Source organism: Enterobacter sp. CC120223-11 (genome assembly GCF_900215375.1).
Lineage (GTDB): Bacteria > Pseudomonadota > Gammaproteobacteria > Enterobacterales > Enterobacteriaceae > Scandinavium.
On record NZ_OBEF01000004.1, the window covers coordinates 40,666 to 65,969 of the forward strand.

The 25,304-nt window shown below is 55.7% G+C and carries 24 protein-coding genes and 1 tRNA gene; 7 read left to right on the forward strand and 18 right to left on the reverse strand.

The window, feature by feature from the left end:
- Positions 1-17 precede the first annotated feature (17 nt).
- Both kduI and CRO87_RS05965 read right to left on the reverse strand, forming a co-directional pair.
- Positions 18-854, reverse strand: coding sequence for a 5-dehydro-4-deoxy-D-glucuronate isomerase (gene kduI, locus CRO87_RS05960; RefSeq protein WP_097162023.1), 837 nt, complete (start codon positions 852-854; stop codon positions 18-20).
- 473 nt (positions 855-1,327) lie between these two features.
- On the reverse strand, positions 1,328-2,509 hold the full coding sequence (locus CRO87_RS05965; RefSeq protein ID WP_097162276.1) for an acetyl-CoA C-acetyltransferase: 1,182 nt from the start codon (positions 2,507-2,509) through the stop codon (positions 1,328-1,330).
- Between the two features lie 218 nt (positions 2,510-2,727).
- Here CRO87_RS05965 and CRO87_RS05970 point away from each other — a divergent pair, with 218 nt between their 5' ends.
- Both CRO87_RS05970 and CRO87_RS05975 read left to right on the forward strand, forming a co-directional pair.
- A complete protein-coding gene (locus tag CRO87_RS05970; protein ID WP_097162024.1) occupies positions 2,728-3,957 on the forward strand; it encodes an amino acid permease in 1,230 nt (409 codons plus the stop codon).
- 110 nt (positions 3,958-4,067) lie between these two features.
- Positions 4,068-4,946, forward strand: coding sequence for an aldo/keto reductase family oxidoreductase (locus tag CRO87_RS05975; RefSeq protein ID WP_097162025.1), 879 nt, complete (start codon positions 4,068-4,070; stop codon positions 4,944-4,946).
- A gap of 4 nt (positions 4,947-4,950) precedes the next feature.
- On the opposite strand, the gene CRO87_RS05980 is transcribed toward CRO87_RS05975, so the two are convergent.
- Complete coding sequence (locus tag CRO87_RS05980) at positions 4,951-5,712, reverse strand: transporter substrate-binding domain-containing protein (RefSeq protein ID WP_097162026.1); 762 nt, start codon at positions 5,710-5,712, stop codon at positions 4,951-4,953.
- A gap of 12 nt (positions 5,713-5,724) precedes the next feature.
- Positions 5,725-6,888, reverse strand: a complete 1,164-nt coding sequence (locus CRO87_RS05985) for an amidohydrolase (protein WP_097162027.1) — start codon at positions 6,886-6,888, stop codon at positions 5,725-5,727.
- A gap of 144 nt (positions 6,889-7,032) precedes the next feature.
- On the opposite strand from CRO87_RS05985, the gene CRO87_RS05990 reads away from it, so the two are divergent.
- The 5 genes from CRO87_RS05990 (at position 7,033) to CRO87_RS06010 (ending at position 11,004) form a co-directional block, all read left to right on the forward strand.
- Positions 7,033-7,878: a LysR family transcriptional regulator gene (locus tag CRO87_RS05990; RefSeq protein WP_097162028.1), complete on the forward strand. Its 846-nt coding sequence runs from the start codon at positions 7,033-7,035 to the stop codon at positions 7,876-7,878.
- Positions 7,879-7,963: 85 nt separating this feature from the next.
- Positions 7,964-8,527 carry a peroxiredoxin gene (locus CRO87_RS05995; protein ID WP_097162029.1) on the forward strand — a complete coding sequence of 188 codons (564 nt, stop codon included), beginning with the start codon at positions 7,964-7,966 and terminating at the stop codon, positions 8,525-8,527.
- A gap of 19 nt (positions 8,528-8,546) precedes the next feature.
- A complete protein-coding gene (locus CRO87_RS06000; protein ID WP_097162030.1) occupies positions 8,547-9,770 on the forward strand; it encodes a protein-disulfide reductase DsbD in 1,224 nt (407 codons plus the stop codon).
- A gap of 54 nt (positions 9,771-9,824) precedes the next feature.
- A complete protein-coding gene (locus CRO87_RS06005; RefSeq protein WP_097162031.1) occupies positions 9,825-10,394 on the forward strand; it encodes an RNA polymerase sigma factor in 570 nt (189 codons plus the stop codon).
- Positions 10,381-11,004: an NrsF family protein gene (locus tag CRO87_RS06010; RefSeq protein WP_097162032.1), complete on the forward strand. Its 624-nt coding sequence runs from the start codon at positions 10,381-10,383 to the stop codon at positions 11,002-11,004. Before CRO87_RS06005 ends, CRO87_RS06010 begins: the two co-directional genes overlap by 14 nt.
- Before the next feature lie 55 nt (positions 11,005-11,059).
- Here the strand turns inward: CRO87_RS06010 and CRO87_RS06015 are convergent, their stop codons facing one another.
- The 14 genes from CRO87_RS06015 to prfB form a co-directional block, all read right to left on the reverse strand.
- Positions 11,060-11,695 (reverse strand): carbonic anhydrase, encoded by a 636-nt coding sequence (locus tag CRO87_RS06015; RefSeq protein WP_097162033.1) that lies wholly within the window; start codon positions 11,693-11,695, stop codon positions 11,060-11,062.
- A 163-nt stretch (positions 11,696-11,858) separates the two neighbouring features.
- Positions 11,859-12,341, reverse strand: coding sequence for a cold-shock protein (locus CRO87_RS06020; RefSeq protein ID WP_097162034.1), 483 nt, complete (start codon positions 12,339-12,341; stop codon positions 11,859-11,861).
- A gap of 369 nt (positions 12,342-12,710) precedes the next feature.
- Complete coding sequence (locus tag CRO87_RS06025) at positions 12,711-13,484, reverse strand: hypothetical protein (protein WP_097162035.1); 774 nt, start codon at positions 13,482-13,484, stop codon at positions 12,711-12,713.
- Positions 13,481-13,969: an undecaprenyl-diphosphatase gene (locus tag CRO87_RS06030; protein WP_176504263.1), complete on the reverse strand. Its 489-nt coding sequence runs from the start codon at positions 13,967-13,969 to the stop codon at positions 13,481-13,483. Before CRO87_RS06030 ends, CRO87_RS06025 begins: the two co-directional genes overlap by 4 nt.
- A 55-nt stretch (positions 13,970-14,024) precedes the next feature.
- Complete coding sequence (locus tag CRO87_RS06035) at positions 14,025-14,651, reverse strand: VTT domain-containing protein (protein ID WP_097162037.1); 627 nt, start codon at positions 14,649-14,651, stop codon at positions 14,025-14,027.
- 109 nt (positions 14,652-14,760) lie between these two features.
- The gene (locus CRO87_RS06040) at positions 14,761-16,173 is read right to left on the reverse strand and encodes a heavy metal sensor histidine kinase (protein WP_255252491.1); all 1,413 of its coding nucleotides are present in this window, start codon (positions 16,171-16,173) and stop codon (positions 14,761-14,763) included.
- Entirely contained in the window at positions 16,136-16,837 is a 702-nt protein-coding gene (locus CRO87_RS06045) for a heavy metal response regulator transcription factor (RefSeq protein ID WP_097162039.1), read from the reverse strand. The genes CRO87_RS06040 and CRO87_RS06045 overlap by 38 nt, the downstream gene beginning before the upstream one ends.
- The gene (locus CRO87_RS06050; protein ID WP_097162040.1) at positions 16,834-19,914 is read right to left on the reverse strand and encodes an efflux RND transporter permease subunit; all 3,081 of its coding nucleotides are present in this window, start codon (positions 19,912-19,914) and stop codon (positions 16,834-16,836) included. The genes CRO87_RS06045 and CRO87_RS06050 overlap by 4 nt, the downstream gene beginning before the upstream one ends.
- Complete coding sequence (locus tag CRO87_RS06055) at positions 19,914-21,044, reverse strand: efflux RND transporter periplasmic adaptor subunit (protein WP_097162041.1); 1,131 nt, start codon at positions 21,042-21,044, stop codon at positions 19,914-19,916. The genes CRO87_RS06050 and CRO87_RS06055 overlap by 1 nt, the downstream gene beginning before the upstream one ends.
- A gap of 111 nt (positions 21,045-21,155) precedes the next feature.
- Positions 21,156-21,398 (reverse strand): polymyxin B resistance protein pmrD, encoded by a 243-nt coding sequence (locus CRO87_RS06060; protein WP_176504264.1) that lies wholly within the window; start codon positions 21,396-21,398, stop codon positions 21,156-21,158.
- Between the two features lie 194 nt (positions 21,399-21,592).
- Positions 21,593-21,666, reverse strand: a tRNA-Gly gene (locus tag CRO87_RS06065).
- A 91-nt stretch (positions 21,667-21,757) separates the two neighbouring features.
- Entirely contained in the window at positions 21,758-22,462 is a 705-nt protein-coding gene (actS, locus tag CRO87_RS06070; protein WP_097162277.1) for an amidase activator ActS, read from the reverse strand.
- Positions 22,463-22,637: 175 nt separating this feature from the next.
- Positions 22,638-24,155, reverse strand: a complete 1,518-nt coding sequence (lysS, locus tag CRO87_RS06075; RefSeq protein ID WP_097162043.1) for a lysine--tRNA ligase — start codon at positions 24,153-24,155, stop codon at positions 22,638-22,640.
- A gap of 9 nt (positions 24,156-24,164) precedes the next feature.
- A protein-coding gene (prfB, locus tag CRO87_RS06080) for a peptide chain release factor 2 (protein WP_097162044.1) occupies positions 24,165-25,263 on the reverse strand; the annotation gives its coding sequence in 2 pieces (ribosomal slippage) (positions 24,165-25,187 and positions 25,189-25,263; 1,098 coding nt in all).
- Positions 25,264-25,304 lie beyond the last annotated feature (41 nt).

The window sequence follows — 25,304 nt, forward strand, 5'->3', positions numbered from 1 at the left end:
GGTTAGCTGTCTGCGGCTTAGCGCAGGTCTTTCACGGCAACATGGTCCATATCATCAAAGACCTGGTTTTCGCCAACCATGCCCCAAATGAAGGTGTAGGCCTGAGTGCCGACGCCAGAGTGAATCGACCAGCTCGGCGAAATCACCGCCTGTTCGTTGTGCATCACAATATGGCGCGTCTCCTGCGGCTGTCCCATCATGTGGAACACACAGGCGTCATCGGCCATATTGAAGTAGAAGTAGACTTCCATGCGGCGCTCGTGGGTGTGGCACGGCATGGTGTTCCAAAGATTGCCTGGGTCGAGCTGAGTGAGGCCCATGCTGAGCTGGCAGGTTTCCAGCACGTCCGGCACGAAGTACTTATTGATGGTACGACGGTTGCTGGTGAGGTTGTCACCCAGCGTTACCGGAGCCACGTCAGCAGGGGTCACTTTTTTCGTTGGGTAAGTGGTATGCGCCGGGGCGCAGTTGTAATAAAACTTCGCCGGTTTTGCCGTATCGATGCTCGCAAACACCACTTCTTTCGCGCCTTTGCCGACGTACAGCGCATCACGATGGCCGATTTCGTAGCATTTGCCATCGACGGTGATAGTGCCTGGGCCGCCGATGTTGATCACGCCCAGCTCACGGCGCTCGAGGAAATAGCTCACGCCCAGCTGTTTACCGACTTCGCCGCCCACCGAGACGGTCTTCGCCACAGGCATGATACCGCCAACGATAATGCGGTCGATGTGGCTGTAGACCATGGTGTATTCGTCGGCGACGAAGACTTGCTCAACTAAAAACTCTTTGCGCAGCTCCTGGGTATCGAGCGTTTTGGCGTGCGCGCTGTGGATGCTTTGTCTGATGTCCACGTTATCCTCCGGTAAGAGTGTTCCATTTTGAAAAGCAGTTTTGCTTTTGTGATGAAACTATCTTAGTCCTCTCCTCAGCGCTTTTCAATTGCAATTAAAACAGCGTTTCACTTTTTCTGCATTTAAATACCAAAACTGCAAATGCGATCACGTTCGCGCGCAAATCCCTGGCCATGCTAAAAACAAAAAATATTTAAAAACAACAAATTAACCGATCTTTAAAAAAGAACGCAGGGAAAGGAAAAATCGGGAGGAAAACAAAGACATTCAGGCGAAGCAGAAAAGTGCGTGAGGCGTCACGAAAAATAAAACATCGTTTTGATAAATTACAAGCTGACTCATATGTATCCCAGCCATCACCAGAACTGACCTGAGTGATTCTGTAACTGGCCTTGCCCTTCCTCTGTGAAGGGCTTTTTTTTTGCAAAAACAAAAAGGGCCTCACGTGGAGGCCCCATCAAAAGCAGAGAGGTTTAATCGCGTTCTACCGCCAGCGCCACGCCCTGCCCGCCGCCAATGCACAAGGTCGCAAGCCCCTTTCGGGCATCGCGTTTAATCATTTCATGGACCAGAGACACCAGGATGCGACAGCCGGAAGCCCCAATCGGGTGGCCGAGCGCAATGGCGCCGCCGTTGACATTGACGCGCTTCTCATCCCACTCCAGCACTTTGCCCACCGAAATAGCCTGAGCGGCGAAAGCTTCGTTGGCCTCTATCAGATCCACATCGTTTAACTGCCAGCCCACACGCTCCAGACAACGACGCGTCGCATAAACCGGGGCGATGCCCATCAACGCCGGGTCGACGCCCACGCTGGCAAAAGCGCGGATCCGTGCCAGAATCGGCAGATTAAGCTCCATTGCCTTCGACTCGCTCATCATCATCACTGCCGCCGCGCCATCGTTGATGGAGGAAGCATTGCCTGCCGTCACCGAACCGAGTGAGTCAAAGGCGGGCATCAGACGCGCCAGCCCTTCGGCGCTGGCATCGGTACGGGGCTGTTCGTCGGTGTCCACCACCTGCGCCAGACCGTTCTTTTGCAGGTTCACCACCGGCACGATTTCATCCCGGAAGCGCCCGGAATCAATGGCCCGCCGCGCTTTTTGCTGCGAGCTGAGCGCCCAGGCATCCTGCAACTCACGGGAGATGCCGTACTCGCGGGCCAGGTTTTCTGCCGTGACGCCCATATGGTAATCGTTGAACGCATCCCACAGGCCATCGTGGACCAGGCTGTCAATCAGCTGACTGTTGCCAAGACGCGCGCCGGTGCGGCTGTCGGTCAGCACGTGCGGCGCGCGGCTCATGTTTTCCTGGCCGCCCGCGATAACCACATCCGCTTCGCCACACTGAATAGCCTGGGTCGCAAGATGCAGAGCCTTGAGGCCGGAGCCGCAGACGTCGTTAATGGTGATGGCCGAAACGGTATTCGGCAGCCCGCCTTTAATGGCCGACTGGCGCGCAGGGTTTTGCCCCGCCCCGGCGGTCAGCACCTGACCGAGGATCACCTCATCCACCGTCATAGGATCCAGCCCGGTGCGCTCCACCAGCGCCTTTACCACCACGCTTCCGAGCTCCACTGCGCTAAAGCGCGACAGCGCGCCCTGGAAGCAGCCAATGGGCGTGCGCACTGCACCTACGATAACGACGTCTTTCATCCCGACCTCTGCGCAAATAAACAGCGCCATAGTAGAGCATTGTTATCAAAAATCGGTGTAATTGTTTAAAAAAAGTGAGTTTTATCACAAAGGATTTTTCCTTCAATTAACATTCATCTGCCGTAAACCAGACTTAACTAAATCTCCGTCCCCTGGCCCGTCTGAAATGGAGTAAACTCGCCGCTGTTTTTTCGTTTTCTGGTTTAAAGATTCAAAAAATGTCTAAATTATGGTCAAAAGACGAAACCCTGTGGAGTTTCGCCTTATATGGTACTGCAGTAGGCGCAGGCACCCTCTTCCTGCCGATTCAGTTAGGCTCCGCCGGGGCGATGGTACTCCTGATCACAGCCCTGGTGGCCTGGCCGCTAACCTACTGGCCGCACCGCGCGCTGTGCCGCTTTATCCTCTCCGCCAATCTGCCTGCCAACATCGGCATTACCGGGGCAGTCAGCCACTACTACGGGAAGAAAATTGGCAACCTTATCACCGCGCTCTATTTCATTGCCTTCTTCGTGGTGGTGCTGATTTATGCCGTCGCCATCACCAACTCGCTGACCGAACAGCTGGCAAAACAGATGACGGTCACGCTCGGTGTACGCATGGCAGTGAGTCTGACGGTGGTTTTGGTGCTGAACCTGATTTTCCTGATGGGCCGCCACGCCACGCTGAAAGTCATGGGCTTCCTGGTCTTCCCTTTGATTGCTTATTTCCTGTTCCTGTCGCTCTATTTGACAGGTGACTGGCAGCCGACGATGTTCAGCGGCGGGCTGACGTTTACCCCACATACGCTGCACCAGGTGTGGCTCTCTATTCCCGTGATGGTTTTCGCTTTTAGCCATACGCCGATTATCTCGACCTTTGCCATCGACCGGCGCGAGAAATTTGGCGAGCAGGCCATGGATAAATGCAAAAAAATTATGCGGATCGCCTACCTGATTATCTGCCTGAGCGTGCTGTTCTTCGTCTTCAGCTGCCTGCTGGCGATCCCGGAAAGCTATATCGTCAACGCCAAAAATGAAGGCGTCACCATCCTTTCCGCGCTGGCGATGATGCCCGCCTCTCCGCACTGGCTGGCGGTTTCGGGCATTGTTGTGGCGATTGTGGCGATGTCGAAATCGTTCCTCGGTACCTATTTTGGGGTGATCGAAGGGGCGAGTGAGATAGTGCGCGCCACGCTGAACGTGGCGGGCGTGCGCAAGAGCCGCGCCTTCAACCGCGCGGCTTCCATTCTGCTGGTATCCGCCGTGACCTTTGTGGTCTGCTGTATTAATCCGAATGCCATCTCGATGATCTATGCCATCAGCGGCCCGCTGATTGCGATGATCCTCTTTATCATGCCCACGCTCTCCACGTACCTGATCCCGGCCCTGAAGCCGTATCGTTCCGTGGGCAGCCTGATTACGCTGATTGTCGGCCTGCTCTGCGTCTCGGTGATGTTCTTCGGTTAAACCGCACTGCGGCAGGTTTGCCTGCCGCACATTCCGTTAAACTATATTCCCTTCTTTCCTCAGCTATTCCGTTTACACTTGAGCGGTTAAGCCATTATGAGGAAACCGTTATGTCCAGCGTTAAACAGTCCGGCAGCTTTACTCTTGGCGATCGCGAAGTCTGGCGTCTTGGTTACGGCGCGATGCAGCTCGCCGGTCCTGGCGTGTTTGGTCCGCCAAAAGATCCAGAGATGGCGGTGAAAGTCCTTCAGGCCGCGCTTGAAGCAGGCGTGAACCACATCGACACGTCCGATTTTTACGGCCCGCACGTTACCAACCAAATCATTAAAAAAGCACTGCATCCGTACCCGAAAGAGCTGACCATTGTCACCAAGGTTAGCGCGCGTCGCGACGAGCAGGGCAACTGGTTGCCCGCACTTTCCGCGCCAGAGCTGACGCAGGCGGTGGAAGATAACCTGCGCAACCTTGGCCTGGAGGCGCTGGACGTGGTTAACCTGCGCAGCATGATTAGCGTCCACGGCCCGGCGGAAGGCTCTCTGGAAGAGCCCATGTCGACGCTGATTGAGCTTAAAAAACAGGGCAAAATCCGCCACATCGGTCTGAGCAACGTCACCGCAAAACAGGTGGAAGACGGCATGAAGCAAACCGAAATCGCCTGCGTGCAGAACTTCTATAACGTGGCGAACCGCCATGACGATGCGCTGATCGATACGCTGGCCGCAAAAAACATTCCTTACGTCCCGTTCTTCCCGCTCGGCGGCTTCTCACCGCTGCAATCTCAGGAGCTTAATGAGATTGCAGCGAACCTGAACGCCACGCCGATGCAGGTGGCGCTGGCATGGCTGCTGCAGCGCGCGCCCAACATTCTGCTGATCCCGGGCACTTCATCCCTGGGCCATCTGAATGAAAACCTGGCCGCCGCGCACCTGACGCTGCCGCAAGCGGCGTTAGACGTGCTGAACAACCTGCCTCAGGCGGCGCAGCACTAAGCGGCTACAGCGCCCCGAGATACTGTTTTTCCAGCGCACTGATGGTGCCGTCCTGCTTTAACTGGCTGACGGCACTGTCAATTTTCTGTCGGGTGGCCTCATCCCCCTTGCGCAGACCAATGGCGCTGGTCGACGCCAGTACCGGGTCCTTCACCACCTCGCCGGAAAAGGCAAAATCCTTGCCCGCAGGTTTGGCTAAAAAGCCAGCCTGTCCTGCCGTCGCCACCACCAGCGTGGCATTCAGACGGCCGTTCGCCAGATCGGCGTAAATGTTCTCCTGATCCGGATATTCCACCACGTTCACGCCCTGAGTACGCCATTTCTCCAGCGCATATTTCGCCTGTACCGAGCCCTGCAACACGCCAATATTTTTACCGCTCAGCGCCTCGGCGTTACTGCCCAGCGGCGCGGCTTTGGCTGAAATCAACCGGGTGTCGTCCTGATACAGCGACTGGGTGAAGTCCATCACCTTCTGACGCTGGGCATTAGGGGCCATCGACGACAGAATAGCGTCAAATTTCTTCGCATTAAGGCCAGGGATCAGCCCATCAAACCCGGTTTCCACCCATTCACACTTCACGCTGGCCCGTTCGCAGATGGCTTTGCCCACCGCGATGTCCAGACCGGCCAGCGTGCCGTCCGCCAGTTTGTATTCATAGGGCGGATAGGTCGGATCGGTGCCAAAGCGCAGCACGTCGTTTTCTGCACCAAAAGCACTCAGCGAAACGGTGGATAACAACGCCAGCCCGGCGATCACTTTTTTCATTTTTAGCTCCGGTTATTCAGTGGTGAGGCGATCGAGTGCGAGGGCAATCAGGTACTTCACCCCCAGAGGAAGGATATCGTCGTTAAAGTCATAGTCCGGGTGATGACAGTACACGCCGCCCTGTCCGAGCAGCGCGTAGGCGCCGGGTTTGCGTAACAGAAACTCGGAGAAGTCCTCCGAGCCGTTAAGTGGGGCAATATCCCGCTTAACGAAATTGCTGCCAAACACACGTTCTGCCGCGCGGGCCGCCGCCTTCGCCTGTTCCGGGTGATTCACCGTCGCCGGAGATCCATTGGCAAACCGGACGCTTATCTGACAGTCGCTGGCCATCGCGATACCCGAGCAAATCGCTTCAATTCGCGCTTTCGCCTGAGCACGCAGCCTCTCGTCAAAGGTGCGCAATGTCCCACTGAGCGAGGCGCTGGCAGGGATAACGTTCGGCGTCGTTCCGGCGTGCAGACTGCCCATGCTCAGCACCACCATTGCCGCAGGATCCACCGTCCGGCTGACGACGGTCTGAAGAGAACAAATCAGCTGTGCCGCAGCCATGATGGGATCGCGGCACTTCTCAGGTGCAGAGCCATGGCCGCCGGTGCCCTGGATGTCAAACAACACATCATCACAGGAGGCGAGCATCGCGCCATCGCGCACGCCAAAAACCCCCGGAGGCAGATGAGGGGCATTGTGCAGGCCGTAGATCTCATCCCAGCCAAAGCGGGTTTCCACCTCGTCGGCCAGCATTGCCAGTGCGCCGCCGCCGTTCTCTTCCGCAGGCTGAAACAGCAGCACGACCTTACCGTAAAACTCTCGATTCTGGCTCAGCCAGCCCGCCGCCCCAAGCAGCATCGCGGTATGCCCGTCATGCCCGCAGCCGTGAAAAGCGCCGGAAAAGGTCGAACGCCAGGCAGGCGTACCGCCCTCTTCCATCGGCAGCGCATCCATATCGGCACGCAGCGCAATCGTCCTCCCAGGCCCCAATTGACCGTGGATCACGCCGACTACGCCTGTACCACCGATGCCGGTCCAGGTATCGATATTCCACTCACGAAGCTGGCTGGCGACGCGCAGGCTGGTTCGCCGCTCGCCGAAGGCAACTTCGGGATGAGCGTGCAGATCTCGCCGCAGCGCGACTAACGCTTCAACGTCAAACACGATTTCAGGCAATGCACTCGCCATTCGGACCGTCCTCTCTATACTCAGGGGAGAAAAACTCGCTGGTCTGAATCTATAAGTGTTTTATTTTAAGGGTCAATTTTCCGTTTCTTATGCCTATAACCGGGCGTTATAGAGGGAGGCATTATCAAGACTTCACAGCTCAAATTGCTGGTCGCCATTGCCCGGCAGGGGACGCTTATCGGTGCGGCAAACGAGCTGCATCTGACTCAGCCCGCCGTGACCAAAAGCATTAAGGAGCTGGAGGCCCAGCTTGGCGTACAGCTGCTGATACGCAGCGGCAGCGGGGTTCGCTTCACCGACTATGGCGCAACGCTTTTGCATTCCGCTCGCCGCATAACTGCAGAAATGGAGAGCGCCGAACAAGCCATCGGGCAGATGAAATCCGCCGCGCCGTCGACGCTCAAAATCGGCGTATCGCTGCTTTCGGCAACGGTCCCGGTGTATCAGGCACTTAGCCGCTTTCGCGCACGCTTCCCGCAGACGCGGCTGGAAATCATGGAAGGGATGCCACGCCAGATTATCGACAGCCTTCGTAACGGTGAGTTCGACCTCTGTCTGGCCTTCATTGCGGACAGCGATACCATCGCCGAATTCACCTTCATTCCCCTCGCCCGCTGGCAGCAGCGCCTTATGTTCAGCGGTGCAGACACGTCACCTGAAGCGCTGGCGAGAAGCCAGTGGCTGTGGAATCACACCGCCGAAAGCTGGCTGCCGTTCTGGCAGCATCTACATGGTGAGGAGAAGAGTCCCCCGCTCCCCCGGATGACGTTATGCACCTCGTGGACGATTTACCGACAGCTGGCGCTGGAGGCCGACACGGTCAGCATCTGGCCGGAATTTCTGCTGCACAGCAAAGATGCGCCGAAGGGCTTATCGCCCCTGCCGCAGACTCTCCCGGCGATCACCTTAGGCTTTCTTGTGCGGCGCGATTGTGTTTTCAGCCTCGCCAGCGAGTACTTTATGGAGTGCGTAAAGGCAGAGCTGAAATAATTTTTTTACGTCATCGCAACTTTTCAGTGACCTCCGGCGAATTGTTCAGGGAAGACCCTTTTTCTCAACAAGACCGGAGCCGACCATGATTGCTGTGAAACACCGTTTATCCCTGCTCGCGACCGCCGCCGCATTCGGCTTATCCCTGATGGCCTTCAATGCCGAAGCGGCCCTGCCCGCTGGCGCCAGCGCGCCTGACTTCAAACTGGACGCCGCACTGGGCGGTAAACCCATGACCTTCTCGCTTCAGCAGGCTTTGCAGAAAGGACCAGTGGTGCTCTACTTCTTCCCTGCAGCCTTCACCGCAGGCTGCACGCTGGAAGCCCACGACTTCGCCGAAGCGACCGATGATTTTAAAAAACTGGGGGCAACAGTGATTGGTGTTACCGCCGGGAATACCGATCAGGTCGGTAAATTCTCGCAGCTGGAGTGCCGCAATAAGTTTGCCGTCGCCGCCGACCCGGGTGCGAAAGTGGCCGCCGAATACCAGACGCAGATGCAAATGGGCGGCAAAACGCTCTCCGATCGCACCTCGTTTGTGATTGCGCCGGACGGCAAAATCCTGCTGAGCTACACCGACCGCAACCCGGACGAGCACATCCAGAAAACCATGGATGCCGTGAAAAAATACGCTCAGTCACACTCCTGATAACCGACAGAGACGCGCCATGCTAACCGCCCTGTTCGCCGCCTTCGTTGGCGGCATTATTCTCAACTTTATGCCGTGCGTGTTCCCGGTGGTTTCGCTCAAGGCTTTTGGCCTGCTGCGCCACGACGGTAATACCGCCAGCGCCCGCAGCGAAGGCCTGGCGTTTCTGCTCGGCGTCGTAGTCACCATGATGGCGCTCGCCGGGATTTTGCTGGCTGCCCGCGCGGGCGGTGCCGCCGTCGGCTGGGGCTTCCAGCTGCAGTCGCCGCTGGTGATCTCCCTGCTGGCGCTGGTGATCCTGGGAGCCGCTCTGAACCTGCTTGGCGTGTTTGAAGTGGGGCTTTCGCTCCAGCGCGCAGGGGAAATCTCCGTCGGGAGTGGGGCGTTTGTCCGTTCGGCGCTGACCGGTGCGCTGGCCATTATCGTGGCTACGCCCTGCTCGGCCCCGTTTATGGCGAGTGCTATCGGCTATGCGCTGGTGCAGCCGCCCACAGTCGCGTTAGCCATTTTCTTCGCGCTGGCTTTGGGCTTTGCCGCGCCGTTCACGCTGATCTCGCTCTTCCCTGCGCTGGCAAAACGCCTGCCGAGGCCCGGCGCTTGGATGAACGTGCTCAAGCACGCGCTGGCATTTCCAATGCTGGGTGCCTTCGCGTGGCTGGTGTGGGTGCTCGCCCAGCAGGCTGGCACAACGGCACTGGGCGTGCTGCTGGCCGGTTCGGTCGCGCTCAGTTTAGCTGCATGGCTGTACGGCATTGCCCAACGCCGCCAGCTGGCAGGCCGGGGTTATCGGGTGATGTATTCGCTGACAGCGGCGTTATTGGTAGCGATTATCGCGCCGCTGCCGGGCGTGATGAAACCTGTTGAAAGCACCGACGTGAGTGTCAGTACCGCGCCAATAAAATGGACGCCCCAAACCGTGGCGGAACAGCGCGGGCACGGCAAAGCCATCTTTGTGAATTTCACCGCCTCCTGGTGCATCACCTGCCAGGTCAACGATAAAACCTCACTTTCGACCAAAGCGGTGAAAGAGGCGCTGGCCCGCACCGGCACGCTGTATATGGTGGCAGATTCGACTAAATTTAATCCTGATGTCGATGATGCGCTGAGCCAGTTTGGTCAGGGAGGATTGCCGCTTTACGTGGTCTATCCTGCCGACGGCGGCGCGCCGAAAGTATTGCCTCAGGTATTAACCCCAACACTGGTCGTTAATGCCCTTAATCAGGCGTCGGGTAAAAAGGCGTGATGCTCGCGGCGGCAGATCGCCACGTTTTCCCGGCGTCTTGCTGCAAGGCGGAATATGGATAAGGTGATTGTCCCGCGTGAAGCCTGGCCCACGTACATGGCGCGCGCCCAGGCCGGAGATCGGCAGGCGTACACGCAGCTGTTGCAGACGCTGGTGCCGGTTATCCGCGCGATTGTTCGTAAGCAGATGGACGATGAGACGCTGATCGAAGACGTGATTCAGGATGTGCTGCTAACCCTGCATCGGATCCGTCACACCTACGATCCGGCCTGCCCTTTTTTGCCCTGGCTGATGGCGATTGCCCAGGCCAGAGCCATTGATGCCCTCAGGCGGCGCGGGCGTCGCGAACGGCGGGAAGTGATGGATGATGACTCACTGCTCAGGGCAGAGGATCGCTCTCTTGCTCTCAGGGCAGAGCAGCTGGACGCAGGCGAAGAGCTGAGCGGCTTTCTCAATCAGCTTCCTGCCAGACAACGCCAGCTGGTTGAGCACGTCCACTTGCAGGAAATGAGCCTCGCCGAAGCGGCGCTGCGGCACAACCTGACGGTGTCTGCCGTCAAATCTTTACTACATCGGGCGTTGAATCATCTTCGCCGTAGCGGAGCCCAACATGGCCGATCATAACGCTCTTATCTCCGGGCTGGGCGACCACGCCGCCCCCGTAACACGCGTGAAGTCCACGGGATGGCGGACGTTTCTCTGGACCCTCACCGCCCTTCCCTGCGGCGCGCTGGCAAGCCTGCTGGTGTCACGTGAAGCAACGGACTGGACCCAGTCCGGCGCGCTGCTGGCCGGTTTACAACTTATGTTGGCCTTCGTAACGGGTCTGCTGGCGATTCGCAATGCGTTCACCATCAGCATTGCCGGGCGTCGGGGTAGCGGCTGGCGGCTGTTTCTTCCGCTGCTGCTGGTCTGGCTGACCACGCTCGGCCTGAGTCTCGGGCACCAGCCTGCGCATATCGACAGCCACGATACACAGTGTTTCACTTTTATGGTGACCGTCAGCGTGCCGATGATCGCCCTGGTGATCCTTTGGCTGCGGCAAACTCGGACCCTGACGCCGCTGCGTAGCTTGCTGTGTGCAGGCGCAGGTGTTGCCTGCATGGCGGTGACGCTGCTGTCATTTTGCCATCCGGTACATCTGCATCCGATGGATCTGCTGATGCACGTTGCGGCATTCGCCGTTGTTGTCGGCGCGACCGCGTTGGCTGGCTGGCGATGGGTGAAAGTGTAGGAGAGGAGAATGACGTGAAGACGGCAGCGCGGAGTCGCCCTGCCGTAAGAAGCGATTATTCGAAATAAGCGCCCGGATTCTCCGCCAGAGAGATAAAGGTATTGCTCTCGCGGTCCAGGGTGCGAATAACCCCTGATTCAATATCGTAGACCCAGCCGTGCAGGCGAATCGACTTGTTGCGCAGCCCAACGGCAACGGACGGATGCGTTTTAATGTTATTGAGCTGAGCGATGACGTTCTCTTCCACCATCGCATTCACTTTGTCCGTTTCGTTCGCCCAGGTCTTCTTATCGACCACCGCCTTCGCCGCGTCAGAATAGCGCAGCCAGTGCTGAACGGCAGGCATAGGCTCGAGATTTTGCGCCGCGGCAATCGCCTTCATCGCGCCACAGTTAGAGTGCCCACAAATCACAATATCGCTCACGCCCAGCGCAACCACGGCGTATTCAATGGTGGCAGAAACACCGCCAGGCTCCGGGCCAAAGGAAGGGACAATATTGCCTGCGTTGCGGATAACGAACAGCTGGCCAGGCTCCTGTTGGGTAACCAGTTCCGGCACCAGACGGCTGTCTGAACAGGAGATGAACAGCGCTTTCGGGTTCTGGCTTGAGGCCAGGCTGCGGAAAAGCTCTTTACGCTGCGGGAAAATATCCTTCTGGAAGTTGAGGAACCCTTCGATGATATGTTGCATAGCAAGATCTCTTTTTTTGTTTCAACAACGTTATGATGAAGATCACATTCTGTAATTTCAACGCTTGCGGACAGTTTACGACTTCGAAGGGTGGAGCTCACGTAAAAACTAACAATGAAGCAACATTGGCAGGCTGATGGCGGGCGACACCCGCCATCTTCTATCAGAGCTTGAGCATTTTTACCGTTTCTTCGATGTCGATTTCATCTTCCGAGTAGATCAGCGTCTTTTTCTGGAAGGTGGTGATCGCCAGCTTCTTCACGGAACGCATTTCACCCGCTTTGGCCGTGGCTTTCGGGCGAATGCTGTTCATCAACAGGCCCACCGACAGCACCGCATTCTCTTTATCGATTTTGTTGTCGACAGGCTCTTCTTCGCTGTAGACCAGATACGTTTTGATGGAGGAGAGTTTGAGGCGCTCGCCCGCAATGTAGATGTATTTGCTTTCCGGCAGCACTTTCACCGCAAACGCCGAGAGGCCTTTGGTATTGGTCGTTGGCTGAAACGTCACCGCCGCGTCTTTTTTGATAAGCTCCGGGTTGGCGACCTTAATCACGTGAAAATAGCGGTTGTCGCCGTTTTCATCTTTGATAAATCCAAACCCTTTGTCTTCAAACCAGGTTGTGATTGTTCCGTTCATCGCCATTACCGCCTCATTCATCTTTCACCAAAATTTTGCAGCGCGCAGTGTAGCACAATGCCGTGCAGGCTATGCCTTTGAGTTAAGTCTGGCCGATAAATGTTGGGGATGCCAAAGAGAATGCAGCGTTGAAGGAAGTACTGGAGCAGTGAAGGGATCTTTTGAAGCCTGCCAACCATCCCGATACTGCACTTCGGGATGTGTCTGATAACGTGGCTTTACATAAGGTCGAGCTATCATGTCCAGAGCTACACATACGGTATGTTTGAACCGCCTGTTGTCGATCCACTGCAGGGAGTGACGGCCGACGCTAACGGATACACTCATCTGGGTCTTCCTAAGAGAGTATGGGAGCGGTCAGTACGCTCCCAATTACTATTTGGCGACTACGCGCTTACGCCTGTCGCTCACCACCAGTCCGGCAATCATTAGCATAATCGCCAGGCCGAATATCAGGCTGGTCATGTTCGCGCCTAGTCCAATGCCGCCGTTATCGACCGGCTGGGAAAGCAGATCGCCGCAGGCCGCGCCGAACGGACGGGTCAGAATATATGCCGCCCAGAAGCAAAACACGCGATTTGCTTTAAAGATAAAGCAAGCCCCAGCGACAATCAGGATCCACGTGCCAAAGAACAGCGCCGCACCGTAATAACCGAGGTCAATGCCCTCCGCCAGCCAGTCCCCCACCGCCGTACCGAGGGCAAAGGTTGCCAGAATCACTAGCCAGTAGAAGAATTCCCGACTACGACTATTGATACTGTGAATCGATAGCGTGCCCTCCCGCCGATACCACACGATAAAGACCACCAGCAACATCACGCTAAATACCAGCGAAGAAAGCGGCAGCGGCACGTGCCAGGCATCGGTGAGATTATCAGTAATCAGCGTGCCAAAAACGCTGATAAACACCACCGTAACCCAGTACAGTACAGGCTGATAGCGCGTCGCCCGCATCTGGAAAAACAGCGATATCGCAAGCAGTGCGCCGGTGACTATCGAGGTATTGGCTAATCCAAAATGTAAATCCATGTTCAGGAAATCCGCCGCCGTTTCGCCCACGGTGGTCGACATCATCTTAATTAGCCAGAACACAAGTGTGATCTCAGGAACTTTATTAATCCACATAGGTGAAGTCTGTTGCATCGTCATACCTTTTTCCTCGCACTCGTTAAAAGTTGTACGATTTGCATCCGGGTCATTATCCAGGCGCTAACCAGCGCAACCACGAACGCGCCCAGCATATCAACCGGGAAATGCAGGCCCAGATACACTCTGGCCCAGGCCACCGCCAGCCCGGCAGTAAACAGCCAGGCGCCAGCAGTTCTCAAGCGTGCGGTCATCATCAGCGTGAAGGCAAAGGCCCAAATCAGCACCGCGTGATCGCTGGGAAAAGATGCGCTGGCAGAGTGAGCCACCAACGTATTACCGATGCCAACCACGAACGGGCGCGGTGTCGGCCAAACGTGACCTATGGTGACATTGATGAGCAAAGCAAACGCCGCACTGAGCACTGCGGTCATCACCAGCAGACGATTCTCTTTTTTACGCCACAGCCATACCGTCGTCAGCGGGAGCAGCCATAGCGGAAGTTCCGCCATCGCCCGCACAATGTTCAGCGCGAGGGGGGCTGGCATTTGTGATGCATTGATAAGTAAGAATAATGTTGCATTTATCGACATGAAAAAATTCTCATTGACCTGAAACCGTCCGACGGAAGAGCTGATACCCTACCGGCATCACCGAAAGCACCACGATGGCGAGTGCCATCCATTCCATATGGCTTTTAACCCACGGCACCGAACCGAGCGAATAGCCCAGAGTCATGAAGAACGTGCACCAGCAGGCGGCGCCGACGCTGTTCCACAGCATAAATTTACGCACCGGCATTTGTCCTATGCCCGCCATGAAGGGGGCCAGAGTTCTGACGACGGGAATAAAGCGGCCGATAAAGACGGTAGCGGCACCATATTTTTCAAAATAGTGCTTCGTCTGAGCCACGTGATGCGGTTTTAAGATCCGTTGATTGATAATGCGCTGACCAATTGCCGAGCGGCCAATCAGGTAGTTAAGAGTGTCGCCAGCAAACGCAGCGGCAATCACCACCGCCAGCGCCAGCGCGGGCGACACGGTACTGCTGACCAGAAAAGCGCCCAGCGCAAAGAGCAGCGAGTCGCCGGGCAGGAACGGGGCAATCACCAACCCGGTTTCACAGAAGATAATCAGCGCAATTGCGCCAAGTCCCCACAGCCCGTATTGGGCCAACAGTTCGCTAATATGTGAGGCCGAGAAAAAAGTGAAAATGTCATGCAGAGCCATTGGCTTCTCCGGGAGATTTCCGTATTGGAATTCCCGAATTATCAGCTTTTGACCATGACTAAAGCTCAACCTCTACATGACAATTTTGTCAGATTCGCGAATGCCGCCATTACAGCGGCAGTATCAGAGTAAAACAGCTTCCCTGCCCGAGGGTACTTTCAACCCGTACCCTGCCGCCGTGCAGTTCAGCAATGGTTTTCACCAGCGCCAGTCCCAGCCCGGTATTGCCCGCACTGCTGCGCGCATCGTCAACGCGATAGAAGCGGTCAAAAATAAACGGCAGATGCTCGGGGCTAATCCCTTCGCCATTATCCTGCACCGCCAGCAGAACGACGTTATCCTCCAGTGAAGCCTTCAGATGTACCGTGCCGCCCGGCCCGGTATGGCGAATCGCATTCGATAACAGGTTGGAAAGCGCTCGCTGCACATGGATAGCATCGCCGTGGAAAGAGACGTCGCCTTCGCGGGTTAAACAGATATTTTTCTCTTCCGCAAGAATGTCGTAGTAGTCCATCAGGCGTTCAAATTCCGTCTCGCTATTGAGCGGTTCCCGATGCAGCATTTCCCGGCTGTTATCGGCCCTGGCGAGGAACAACATTGATGAAATCATCCGCGATAGTCTTTCCCCCTCTTCGACAATCGCGGCGAGAGCATCCCGGTACTCCTGCGGGCTACGGTCTTTGCTTTGCGTCACGCTGGCGGCGGAGATCAGGTTGTTGATCGGACCACGGAGCTCGTGGGCGATGTCAGAAGAGAAGCGGCTTAGCTGCTTAAACGAGGCTTCAAGCCGGGTCATCATGCGGTCAAAGGAAGAAGCCAACGCGCTCAGCTCCGACGGCCAGTGCTGGGTCGCAAGTCTGGTATCCAGATCTTCGGCATGAATATACTCAATTTCGCGGCTGATCTTGCGCAAAGGCAACAGACCACGCCGCGCCAGCCAATAGCCGATCGAGGAAAAGACCACAATCGCTAGCGCTACCGCTATCTGCATCCGTTGCCAGTAGTCTTCAATAATTTCATTGTTTCGCGACACGTTGAGCGCCGCCTGCACCAACCACGGCTCGTTACCTTTCAGAATAAAATTGGTGGAGGCAATCAGATATTTTTCGCTGATATCCCCCCGATGATAGCGCCAGGAGCGGTAGGAAAAATCGCGGGACGGCGCGGGAAAATCGGCATTTGGCACGCGCATATTCTTCGACTGCGCCCAGACCTTACCATCAGGGCTAATTATACGAAGAGAAAGCCGGTCCTGGCGGGCGATAAACTCGAACAACTCCTGCTGCCAGAGGTCGGTTGGCCCCTGACGTTCGCTGATAGTCGTCGCAATTTCCTGCTGAAACTGAAGGGTACTGCGCAACTCATTTTCATCCTTCTGGCTGAGCTGGTTGCGCATCGTGGAGTACAGCAGCCCCGAGACGCTATACAGCACCAGCGTCATGGCCACGGAAAAGTATAGCGTCAGGCGAAGTGTTATCGATAAATTACGCGGAATCAGCATCTTGTCTTTCTTCCAGCACATAGCCTGCACCACGAATGGTATGCAGTAGTTTGACCTCAAAGCCATCATCAATTTTGCTGCGCAAACGGCGAATTGCCACGTCAATGACGTTAGTTTCCGGGTCAAAGTTCATATCCCAGACCTGCTCAGCCAGCACGGTTCGCGACAGCACTTCCCCGCTGCGGCGCATCAGCAGGCTCAGCAGCAAAAACTCTTTTTGGGTCAGCTCAATGCGCTTACCGTCCCGAATAACGCGGTGTTTATGGAAGTCGAGCTGTAGGTTGCTGATTTGCAGCACAGACTCTTCCATCGGCGCGGTATGTACCGTCTGGCGGCGCATGATGACGCGCACCCTCGCCAACAGTTCACTGAATGAAAACGGCTTAATGAGATAATCTTCTGCGCCGAGCTCAAGTCCTCGCACCCGGTCTTCAATTTCATCTCGCGCAGTCAGGAACATTACCGGCGTCGCTTTCCCCGCCTGACGAGCGAGTTCGAGTATTTTCCAGCCGTTCATTCCCGGCAGCATGACGTCGAGGATCGCCACATCATAATCGTTGGTCAGCAGATAGTGCAGCCCGTCAACGCCGTTATTGGCAACATCGACGACGAAGTCATTCTCTTTTAGCCCTTTTGCGATGTAGTCCGCCGCCATCGACTGGTCTTCAACCAAAAGTAGTCTCATTGTTCCTCCAGCAACCGTGCCGCATTCTCCTGCGAGCGAGCAGTTCGTTCAAACAGCAGGTATAAAACGGGTGTAATAAACAGCGTAATCAGTTGTGAAAAGAGTAGCCCGCCGACAATCGCCACGCCCATCGGCTGCCGAAGTTCGGCCCCTGCACCCCAGCCCAGCGCAATGGGTAACGCCCCCATCATGGCGCAAAACGTTGTCATCATGATCGGACGGAATCGCTGCTGGCAGGCCTGAACGATCGCATCATGGGCAGATAAATTAAGCTGCCGCTGCGCCACCAGTGCAAAATCTATCATCATGATGGCATTCTTTTTCACGATACCTATCAGCAGCAGAATGCCTATCATGGCGATAAAGGTGAGATCCAGACCGCAGAGCCGCAGCGCCAGCAGTGCCCCTACCGCCGCCGAAGGCAGGCCAAGCAGGATGGTCAGCGGATGGACCCAGCTTTCATACAGCACGCCGAGGATCACATAGACAACCGCCAGCGCCATGACGATAAGCCAAATTTGGCTGCTCTGAGACTGCTGATACAGCGCCGCCTGCCCGGCATAGCTGCCAAAAACCGACGCGGGCATCTGTAAGTCATTCTCAACTTTTGCTATTGCCGCGGTGGCATCCGACAGGGATTTACCGGGAGCCAGATCGAACGAGACGGTAATTGCCGGTAGCTGCCCCTGATGGTTAACCGCCGTAATCCCCTGCGCGCGCGAAATATGGGTGAAGGTCGTCACCGGCAGCAGCGCGTTGGAAGACGAACGCACGTAGATCTTCGATAGGGCGCTCTCGTTTTGGCGGAACGGCTGATTCACTTCCATGATCACTTGATAGCTATCTTCCGGGGCATAGATCGTCGAAACCTGCTGGGTGCCGTACGCCGCATACAGGTTGCTGCGGATCTGATCGATATCGACACCGAGGATCGACGCTTTATTACGATCGATCTGCAGGTCAGCCTCCAGCCCGTTAAGCTGCGAGTCACTGTTGACCCCCACAAAAACGCCGGTTTTTTTCATCCTGTCCATCAGCCTGTTAGCCCAGTCATTAAGCCCCAGGCCATCACCGCTGTTTACCGACTGCAGCGTGTACTGATAGCTACTTTTCGACGAACGACCGCCGATTTTCAGGTTCTGTACCGGACTAAAGAAGACGGTGATCCCTGGCAGATAGCGCGTTTCGGCGCGCATTTGCTGAACCACCTGCGCCATAGCCGGGCGCTGAGAGAGATCTTTTAGCGTCAGCACTACCTGTGTTGTGTCGTGGTCAACCTTAGTGATCATATCCGCCACTGTCGGGTCGGCCAGCAGAGTTTTACCAATCTGCTGTGCCACGGCGAGGCGTCCCTCATAGGACATGTCCTGCGGAGTATCGATATTTGCGGTAATTTGCCCGATATCCTCCTGCGGGAAGACGCTTTTCGGCGCGCTCCAGTAGAGGAAAATAGTGAATAGCACCGTGGCCAGCGCGGTGAGTACCATCCATATCTTGTGGGCGATAACCACATTCAGCACGTGCACGTAGCCCCTGAGCACAGCTTCAAACCCGCGTTCGAAATGACGGCTCCACGCTGGCTGCGGTTTCTCAACCTTATGCTCTTTAATCAGTAACGAGACCAGCAGCGGGACCAGCGTTAGCGAGGCCACCGCCGAAACGAGGATAGCCAGCGAGACCACCCAAGCAAATTCATGGAACAGCAGCCCCAGCGTTCCCGGCATCAGGAAAATCGGCAAAAACACCGCAATAAGCGAGAGGGATATGGAGATAACCGTAAACGCCACTTCGCGTACGCCCATCAGCGCAGCCTGCCAAATGGTCTCACCCTGCTCACGATAGCGCATGATATTTTCCAGCACGACAATCGCATCATCCACTACCAGCCCGACGGCGATGGTCAGCCCCATCAGTGAAATGCTATCGAGGCTCATACCCATCATGTACATCAGCGCAAAAGCGCCAAGCAGCGATACCGGCACGCTGAGCGCTGGAATAAGCGTGGCGCGAAGCTGGCGCAGGAACAGCAGGATAACGAGGATAACCAGCGCGATGGTCAACAGCAGCGTAATGTTAACATCATGAATCGCCTGACGAATCGACTGCGATCGGTCGTTAAGCAGCTGCATATGAACCGACGGCGGCATCTGCGACTGCAGTCGCGGCATCAGCGCCTTGATGGCATCGATAGTCGAGACAATATTCGCCCCAGGCTGGCGGCTGATGCTCAATACAATAGCCGTGTGGCCGTTCACCGAGCTGTAGCTGAGAGTATTTTCAATGCTGTCCTGCACGCTGGCGACGTCCGACAGGCGTACCGGTTGGCCGTTGCGGGTAGCAATAATCACCTGCGCAAAATCGGCTGCATTGCGCAGATCGCCTCGGGTTTGCAGCATCATCATCTGCCGCTTGCCGTCCAGTTCACCGATCGGCGAGTTCGTGTTCGCCGATTTCAGCGCCGCCTGTACATCGGTCAGCGTCAGATCCATCGCAGCCAGTCGGTCAGGGTCCACTTCCGCCCTCACGGCATACTTTTTCTGCCCGTTGACGGTGACTTCCGCCACGCCTTTGATCGTCGATAGCGCAGGAGAAATGAGATTATCGGTGAAGCGGTTGAGATCCGACAGCGTCATCGACGGCGAATCAATGGCAATGACGGCAATGGGTGCATCTGCCGGGTTAACCTTGCGAAACGAAGGCGGCGTGGTCATCTCCGACGGCAGTTTTTTCATCGTCTGATACAGCGCTGCCTGTACGTCGACCGCCGCTGAATCAATATTCACCGAAGGGTCGAACTCCATCACGATAGTGGTCGCGCCCTGCAGGCTGGTTGAAGTCAACGTTGATACGCCAGCAATGGTGGAGAGATTTTTTTCCAGGGGCGTCGCCACTGACGACGCCATGGTTTCAGGACTCGCACCGGAGAGCGAGGCGTTCACTTTGATCGTTGGCATATCAAACGTGGGCAACGCTGCGACCGGCAGCTTCGTCCAGCAGATGGCGCCGGTGACCATCACCACCAGCCACATCAGCATCACGGCAATCGGCCGCGAAAGGCACAATTCGGCAAATTTCATCAATTCTGCCCCGCCGTTGGCGCATGGCTTGCCAGAGCGACGGTCATCCCCGGACGCAACGCGTTACCGCCCTCAACCACCACATGGGTACCCTGGGCTAAGCCATCAACGATCGCCATCCCCTGCTGCATACGCAGTAGGGTGATCGCCTGCGTGAAGACCTGTCTGGTGCTACCTACGAGATACACGAAATGGCCGTCGGGGCCGTTCTGCACAGCCTGTGCTGGCAGTACCACCACATTCTGCGTTCCGGCATCAACGCTGATGTCTTCAAAGGCGCCTGGCCACAGCAGATATTCGGCGTTGGAAAAATGCGCCTTGAAAGTCATCGTGCCGCTATCTGTACTGACGGTGTTATTAATAAAATCGAGCTGGCCCTCAACCGCCTCACCTTTCGCATTTTTTACCCACACCTTGACCGGGCCTGAACTCTGCGCAGCCAGAACGGCATTGAGATTCGTTTCGGGTAAGGTAAAGGAGACACCAATGGGGTCGAACTGATTAATGCTCACCATCGGCGATGCGCTGCCGGGTTGCACCAGACTGCCAATATGAACGTTCACCGCCCCTGCTTTGCCGCTGATGGGAGCATAGATTTTGGTATAGCCCAGCTGTGCCTGCGCTGTTTCGATATCCTGCTGGGCGGCGCTGCTCTGTGCGGCATACTGCTGCTGGGCACTTTTTAAAGTATCCCAGTCGGAGGCTGAAATGTAGTTCTTCGCCCTCAGACTGCGACCGCGAGCCAAATCACTCTGTGCTTTACCGAGCAGCGAGTGCGATTCCGCCAGGGTCGCCACCGCGCGACGAAGGGAGGCCTGCTGCGTGCTGTCGTCCAACGTGAACAATAGCTGGCCCTGCTTGACGAAATCCCCTTCTTTGAACGCCACCGATTTTACCGTGCCGATCACCTGAGACTGGATATCCACCTGATTGAGTGACACCACGTGCCCCTGGGTAGACAACTGCAGCGGCACCGACTTTATCCGTGCCTGGCTCAGGCTTACAAGCGGAAGCTCCGCTTTATGCACTGGTGCGGCATCGCTACTTTGGTGGAAGATTAAGGAGGTGAAGAGACCAGCACCCAATATCAGACCGATGACAACTGCTGGCCTTGAGCGAAGTAATTTCATGGTAATTCACTGTCTAAGAGAAATGAAGACAGTCTACGCGCGGCAACGCTACAGGAAGCGATTATGCAGATGACAATCCTGTCATCTGCGGGTGGGATGGGGCCACTCGCCTCAGCGCTGTATGCTCTCCCAGTTATCCTTGCAGTATGCTTGGGCCGAAAGAATCTTTGCTTTCTGGCCAGGATGCTTATTCACCAGATACTCAGCGTTGCGCACGGGATAGAGCGTATCGCCTTTCTGTATTCGGTGCTCGCAGTATACTTCAGCCAGCATTTTAATTTTGCCCGACACCAGCACCAGCACATAACCGCGAGTGGCAGAAAAGTAAATAAAATCAACAATGGTCCATTCCACAACGTAACTCAACTCTTTCATGAGTGGTTAGGCTAGACTAGTCCAATTGTTACAATTTGTCACAACCGCTCATCGAAAATCTCGCATAAAGATCTCGATTAAGCACAGTGTTGGCTACAGTGAGTAAAACTATCGGAAGGCTTTACGCCATGCCCATTAGGATTCAGTAGGTTAGTAGAATTTAAGAATGGTCATGGAGCGGGTGAAGGGAATCGAACCCTCGTATAGAGCTTGGGAAGCTCTCGTTCTACCATTGAACTACACCCGCTTAGGATGGCCTTCGAGAAGGTGAAGGCATTATAAACCTAACGCCTTCACTGACAAGCCTTTGCCTGATTAAGTGGTGATATTCTGTGCACTTAACATTTCGGTTTGCTGCCCTGCGGTGGCAGGTAACGCAGCGGGTCGATAGCCGTAGCACGGTAGCGGATCTGGAAATGCAGCTTCACTGCATCGGTATCGCTGCTGCCCATTGTCGCGATCTGCTGGCCGATTTTCACCGACTGGCCGTTGTTGACCATCATTTTATCGTTGTGTGCATAAGCGGTAATGTAATCTTCGCTGTGCTTAATCATGATCAGGTTACCGTAGCCACGCAGCTGATTACCCACGTAGACCACTTTCCCTGCCCCTGATGCGTATACCGGCTGACCTCGCGAGCCTGCGATATCAATGCCCTTATTGCCACCATCTGCGGTGGAATAAGGTAAAACGACTTTTCCGCTCGTCGGCCAGCGCCAGCAGCGTTGCCCCACCGGTGGCCAGGAGGATTGCGGCACAGCAGAAGATGGCGTTACTTTTGCCGTTTTACCGCCAGAGGATTTTTTCGCACCGGAGCTGACGTTGACCTTTAATTGTTGGCCGATTTCGATAGTGTACGGCGGCGAAATACCGTTCATACGAGCCAGATCGCGCACGCTGGTACCGGTCATGCGAGAAATTTTTGACAGCGTGTCCCCACGTTTGACGGTATAGGTGCCATCAGAGCCTGATTTATTACCGGAACAGCCAGCCAGAACCAGCCCGATGAACAGGCACAGAATGAGGCGTAAAGGGTGTTTTATCAGGCGTCCTGCACTCACAGAAAATCCTCGGTGTCGGTAAAAACGGATGACATATGATACCAGCCCTGCCCGCTATGCCAATGTTTAGCATGCTTTAACTGTGCATTGGGGCTGTCACGCTCATAAAAAAAGCCCGGCAGCGAGTGCTAGCCGGGCTTTCGTTATGCGAGATGACTTACTTCGTCGGGCGCATTGCCGGGAACAGGATCACGTCGCGGATGGTGTGGCTGTTGGTGAACAGCATAACCATACGGTCGATACCGATGCCCAGACCCGCCGTTGGTGGCAGGCCGTGCTCCAGCGCGGTGACGTAGTCTTCGTCAAAGAACATCGCTTCGTCATCGCCAGCCGCTTTCGCGTCAACCTGATCCTGGAAGCGCTGCGCCTGGTCTTCTGCATCGTTCAGCTCGCTGAAGCCGTTGCCGATTTCACGGCCACCGATGAAGAATTCGAAGCGGTCAGTGATTTCCGGGTTCTCGTCATTACGACGCGCCAGCGGAGACACTTCTGCCGGGTATTCGGTGATGAAGGTTGGCTGAATCAGGTGCGCTTCCGCCACTTCTTCGAAGATCTCGGTCACGGTACGGCCCAGACCCCAGCTCTTCTCAACCTTGATACCAATCTCAGCGGCAATAGCTTTCGCTGCGTCGAAGTTGTCCAGATCCGCCATGTTGGTTTCAGGACGATACTTTTTGATCGCCTCGCGCATGGTGAGCTTCTCAAACGGCTTACCGAAGTCAAACGTCTGTTCGCCGTAAGGCACTTCGGTTTTGCCGAGAATGTTCTGCGCCAGGGTACGGAACAGGGATTCGGTCAGTTCGATCAGATCTTTGTAATCCGCATACGCCATATAGAGTTCCATCATGGTGAACTCAGGGTTATGGCGAACGGAGATACCTTCGTTACGGAAGTTACGGTTGATTTCGAACACACGTTCGAAGCCACCGACCACCAGACGCTTCAGGTACAGTTCCGGCGCGATACGCAGGTACATGTCGAGATCCAGCGCGTTATGATGAGTGATGAACGGACGCGCTGATGCGCCACCCGGGATCACCTGCATCATTGGGGTTTCCACTTCCATAAAGTCGCGGCCAACCATGAACTGGCGGATACCGGCGAGGATCTGGGAACGCACCAGGAAGGTTTTGCGGGACTCATCGTTAGAGATGAGATCGAGGTAACGCTGACGGTAGCGCGCTTCCTGATCCTGCAGGCCGTGATATTTGTCCGGCAGCGGGCGCAGGGCTTTGGTCAGCAGACGCAGTTCGGTGCAGTGGATAGAGAGTTCGCCGGTCTTGGTTTTGAACAGCTTCCCTTTTGCGCCGAGGATATCGCCGAGGTCCCATTTCTTGAACTGCTCGTTATAAACGCCTTCCGGCAGATCGTCACGGGCAACGTACAGCTGAATGCGGCCGCCAACGTCCTGCAGCGTCACGAAAGAGGCTTTACCCATGATACGACGGGTCATCATACGGCCAGCCACGGTGACTTCAACGTTCAGCGCTTCGAGCTCTTCATTTTCTTTCGCGCCAAATTCGGCATGCAGCTGGTCGGAGGTATGATCGCGACGGAAATCGTTCGGGAAAGCGATGCCCTGCTCACGCAGCGCGACAAGCTTCTCACGACGAGATTTCAGTTCGTTATTAAGATCGACGACTTCGTCAGCACCCGGTGCTTGTTGTTCAGACATTTTGGTTCCTCATAACCCTGCTTTCAAACTTGCTTCGATAAACTGGTCCAGGCTGCCGTCCAGTACTGCCTGCGTGTTGCGGGTTTCAACCCCGGTGCGCAGATCCTTGATACGGGAATCGTCCAGGACGTATGAACGAATCTGGCTGCCCCAGCCGATATCCGATTTGTTTTCTTCCGCCGCCTGCTTCTCAGCATTTTTCTTCTGCATTTCCAGCTCGTACAGCTTAGCTTTCATCTGCTTCATCGCCTGATCTTTGTTCTTATGCTGCGAACGGTCGTTCTGGCACTGAGTAACGGTGTTGGTCGGAATGTGAGTAATACGTACCGCAGATTCTGTACGGTTAACGTGCTGACCACCGGCACCGGAGGCGCGGTACACGTCGATACGCAGATCTGCCGGGTTAATTTCGATGTCGATATCGTCATCCACTTCTGGGTAAACAAAAGCGGAGCTGAAGGACGTATGACGGCGACCGCCGGAGTCGAACGGACTCTTACGCACCAGACGGTGAACGCCAGTTTCGGTACGTAACCAGCCAAAGGCATATTCGCCCTGAATGCGGATCGTCACGGATTTAATCCCTGCGACTTCGCCTTCGGACTCTTCGATAATTTCAGTTTTGAAACCGCGAGCTTCTGCCCAGCGCAGATACATACGCATCAGCATGCTGGCCCAGTCCTGCGCTTCAGTACCGCCGGAGCCTGCCTGGATATCCAGGTAGCAATCGGCGTTGTCGTACTCGCCGGAGAACATGCGACGGAACTCCAGCTGAGCCAGTTTCTCGTCAAGCACGTCCAGTTCGGCAACGGCTTCGTTGAAGGTTTCTTCGTCGTCGGCTTCAACGGCCAGTTCCAGCAGGCCGGAAACATCTTCCAGACCCTGGGCCATCTGGTCGAGCGTATCGACGATGGCTTCGAGCGCAGAACGCTCTTTGCCCAGCGCCTGTGCGCGCTCGGGTTCGTTCCAGACGTCCGGCTGTTCCAGCTCGGCGTTTACTTCTTCCAGACGCTCTTTCTTGGCATCATAGTCAAAGATACCCCCTAAGAACGTCGGAGCGCTCCGTGAGGTCCTGAATGCGATTTTTTACCGGATTAATTTCAAACATGGTCGATTATCTTTTTCTGGGCTTGTCAAAATGCGGTGATA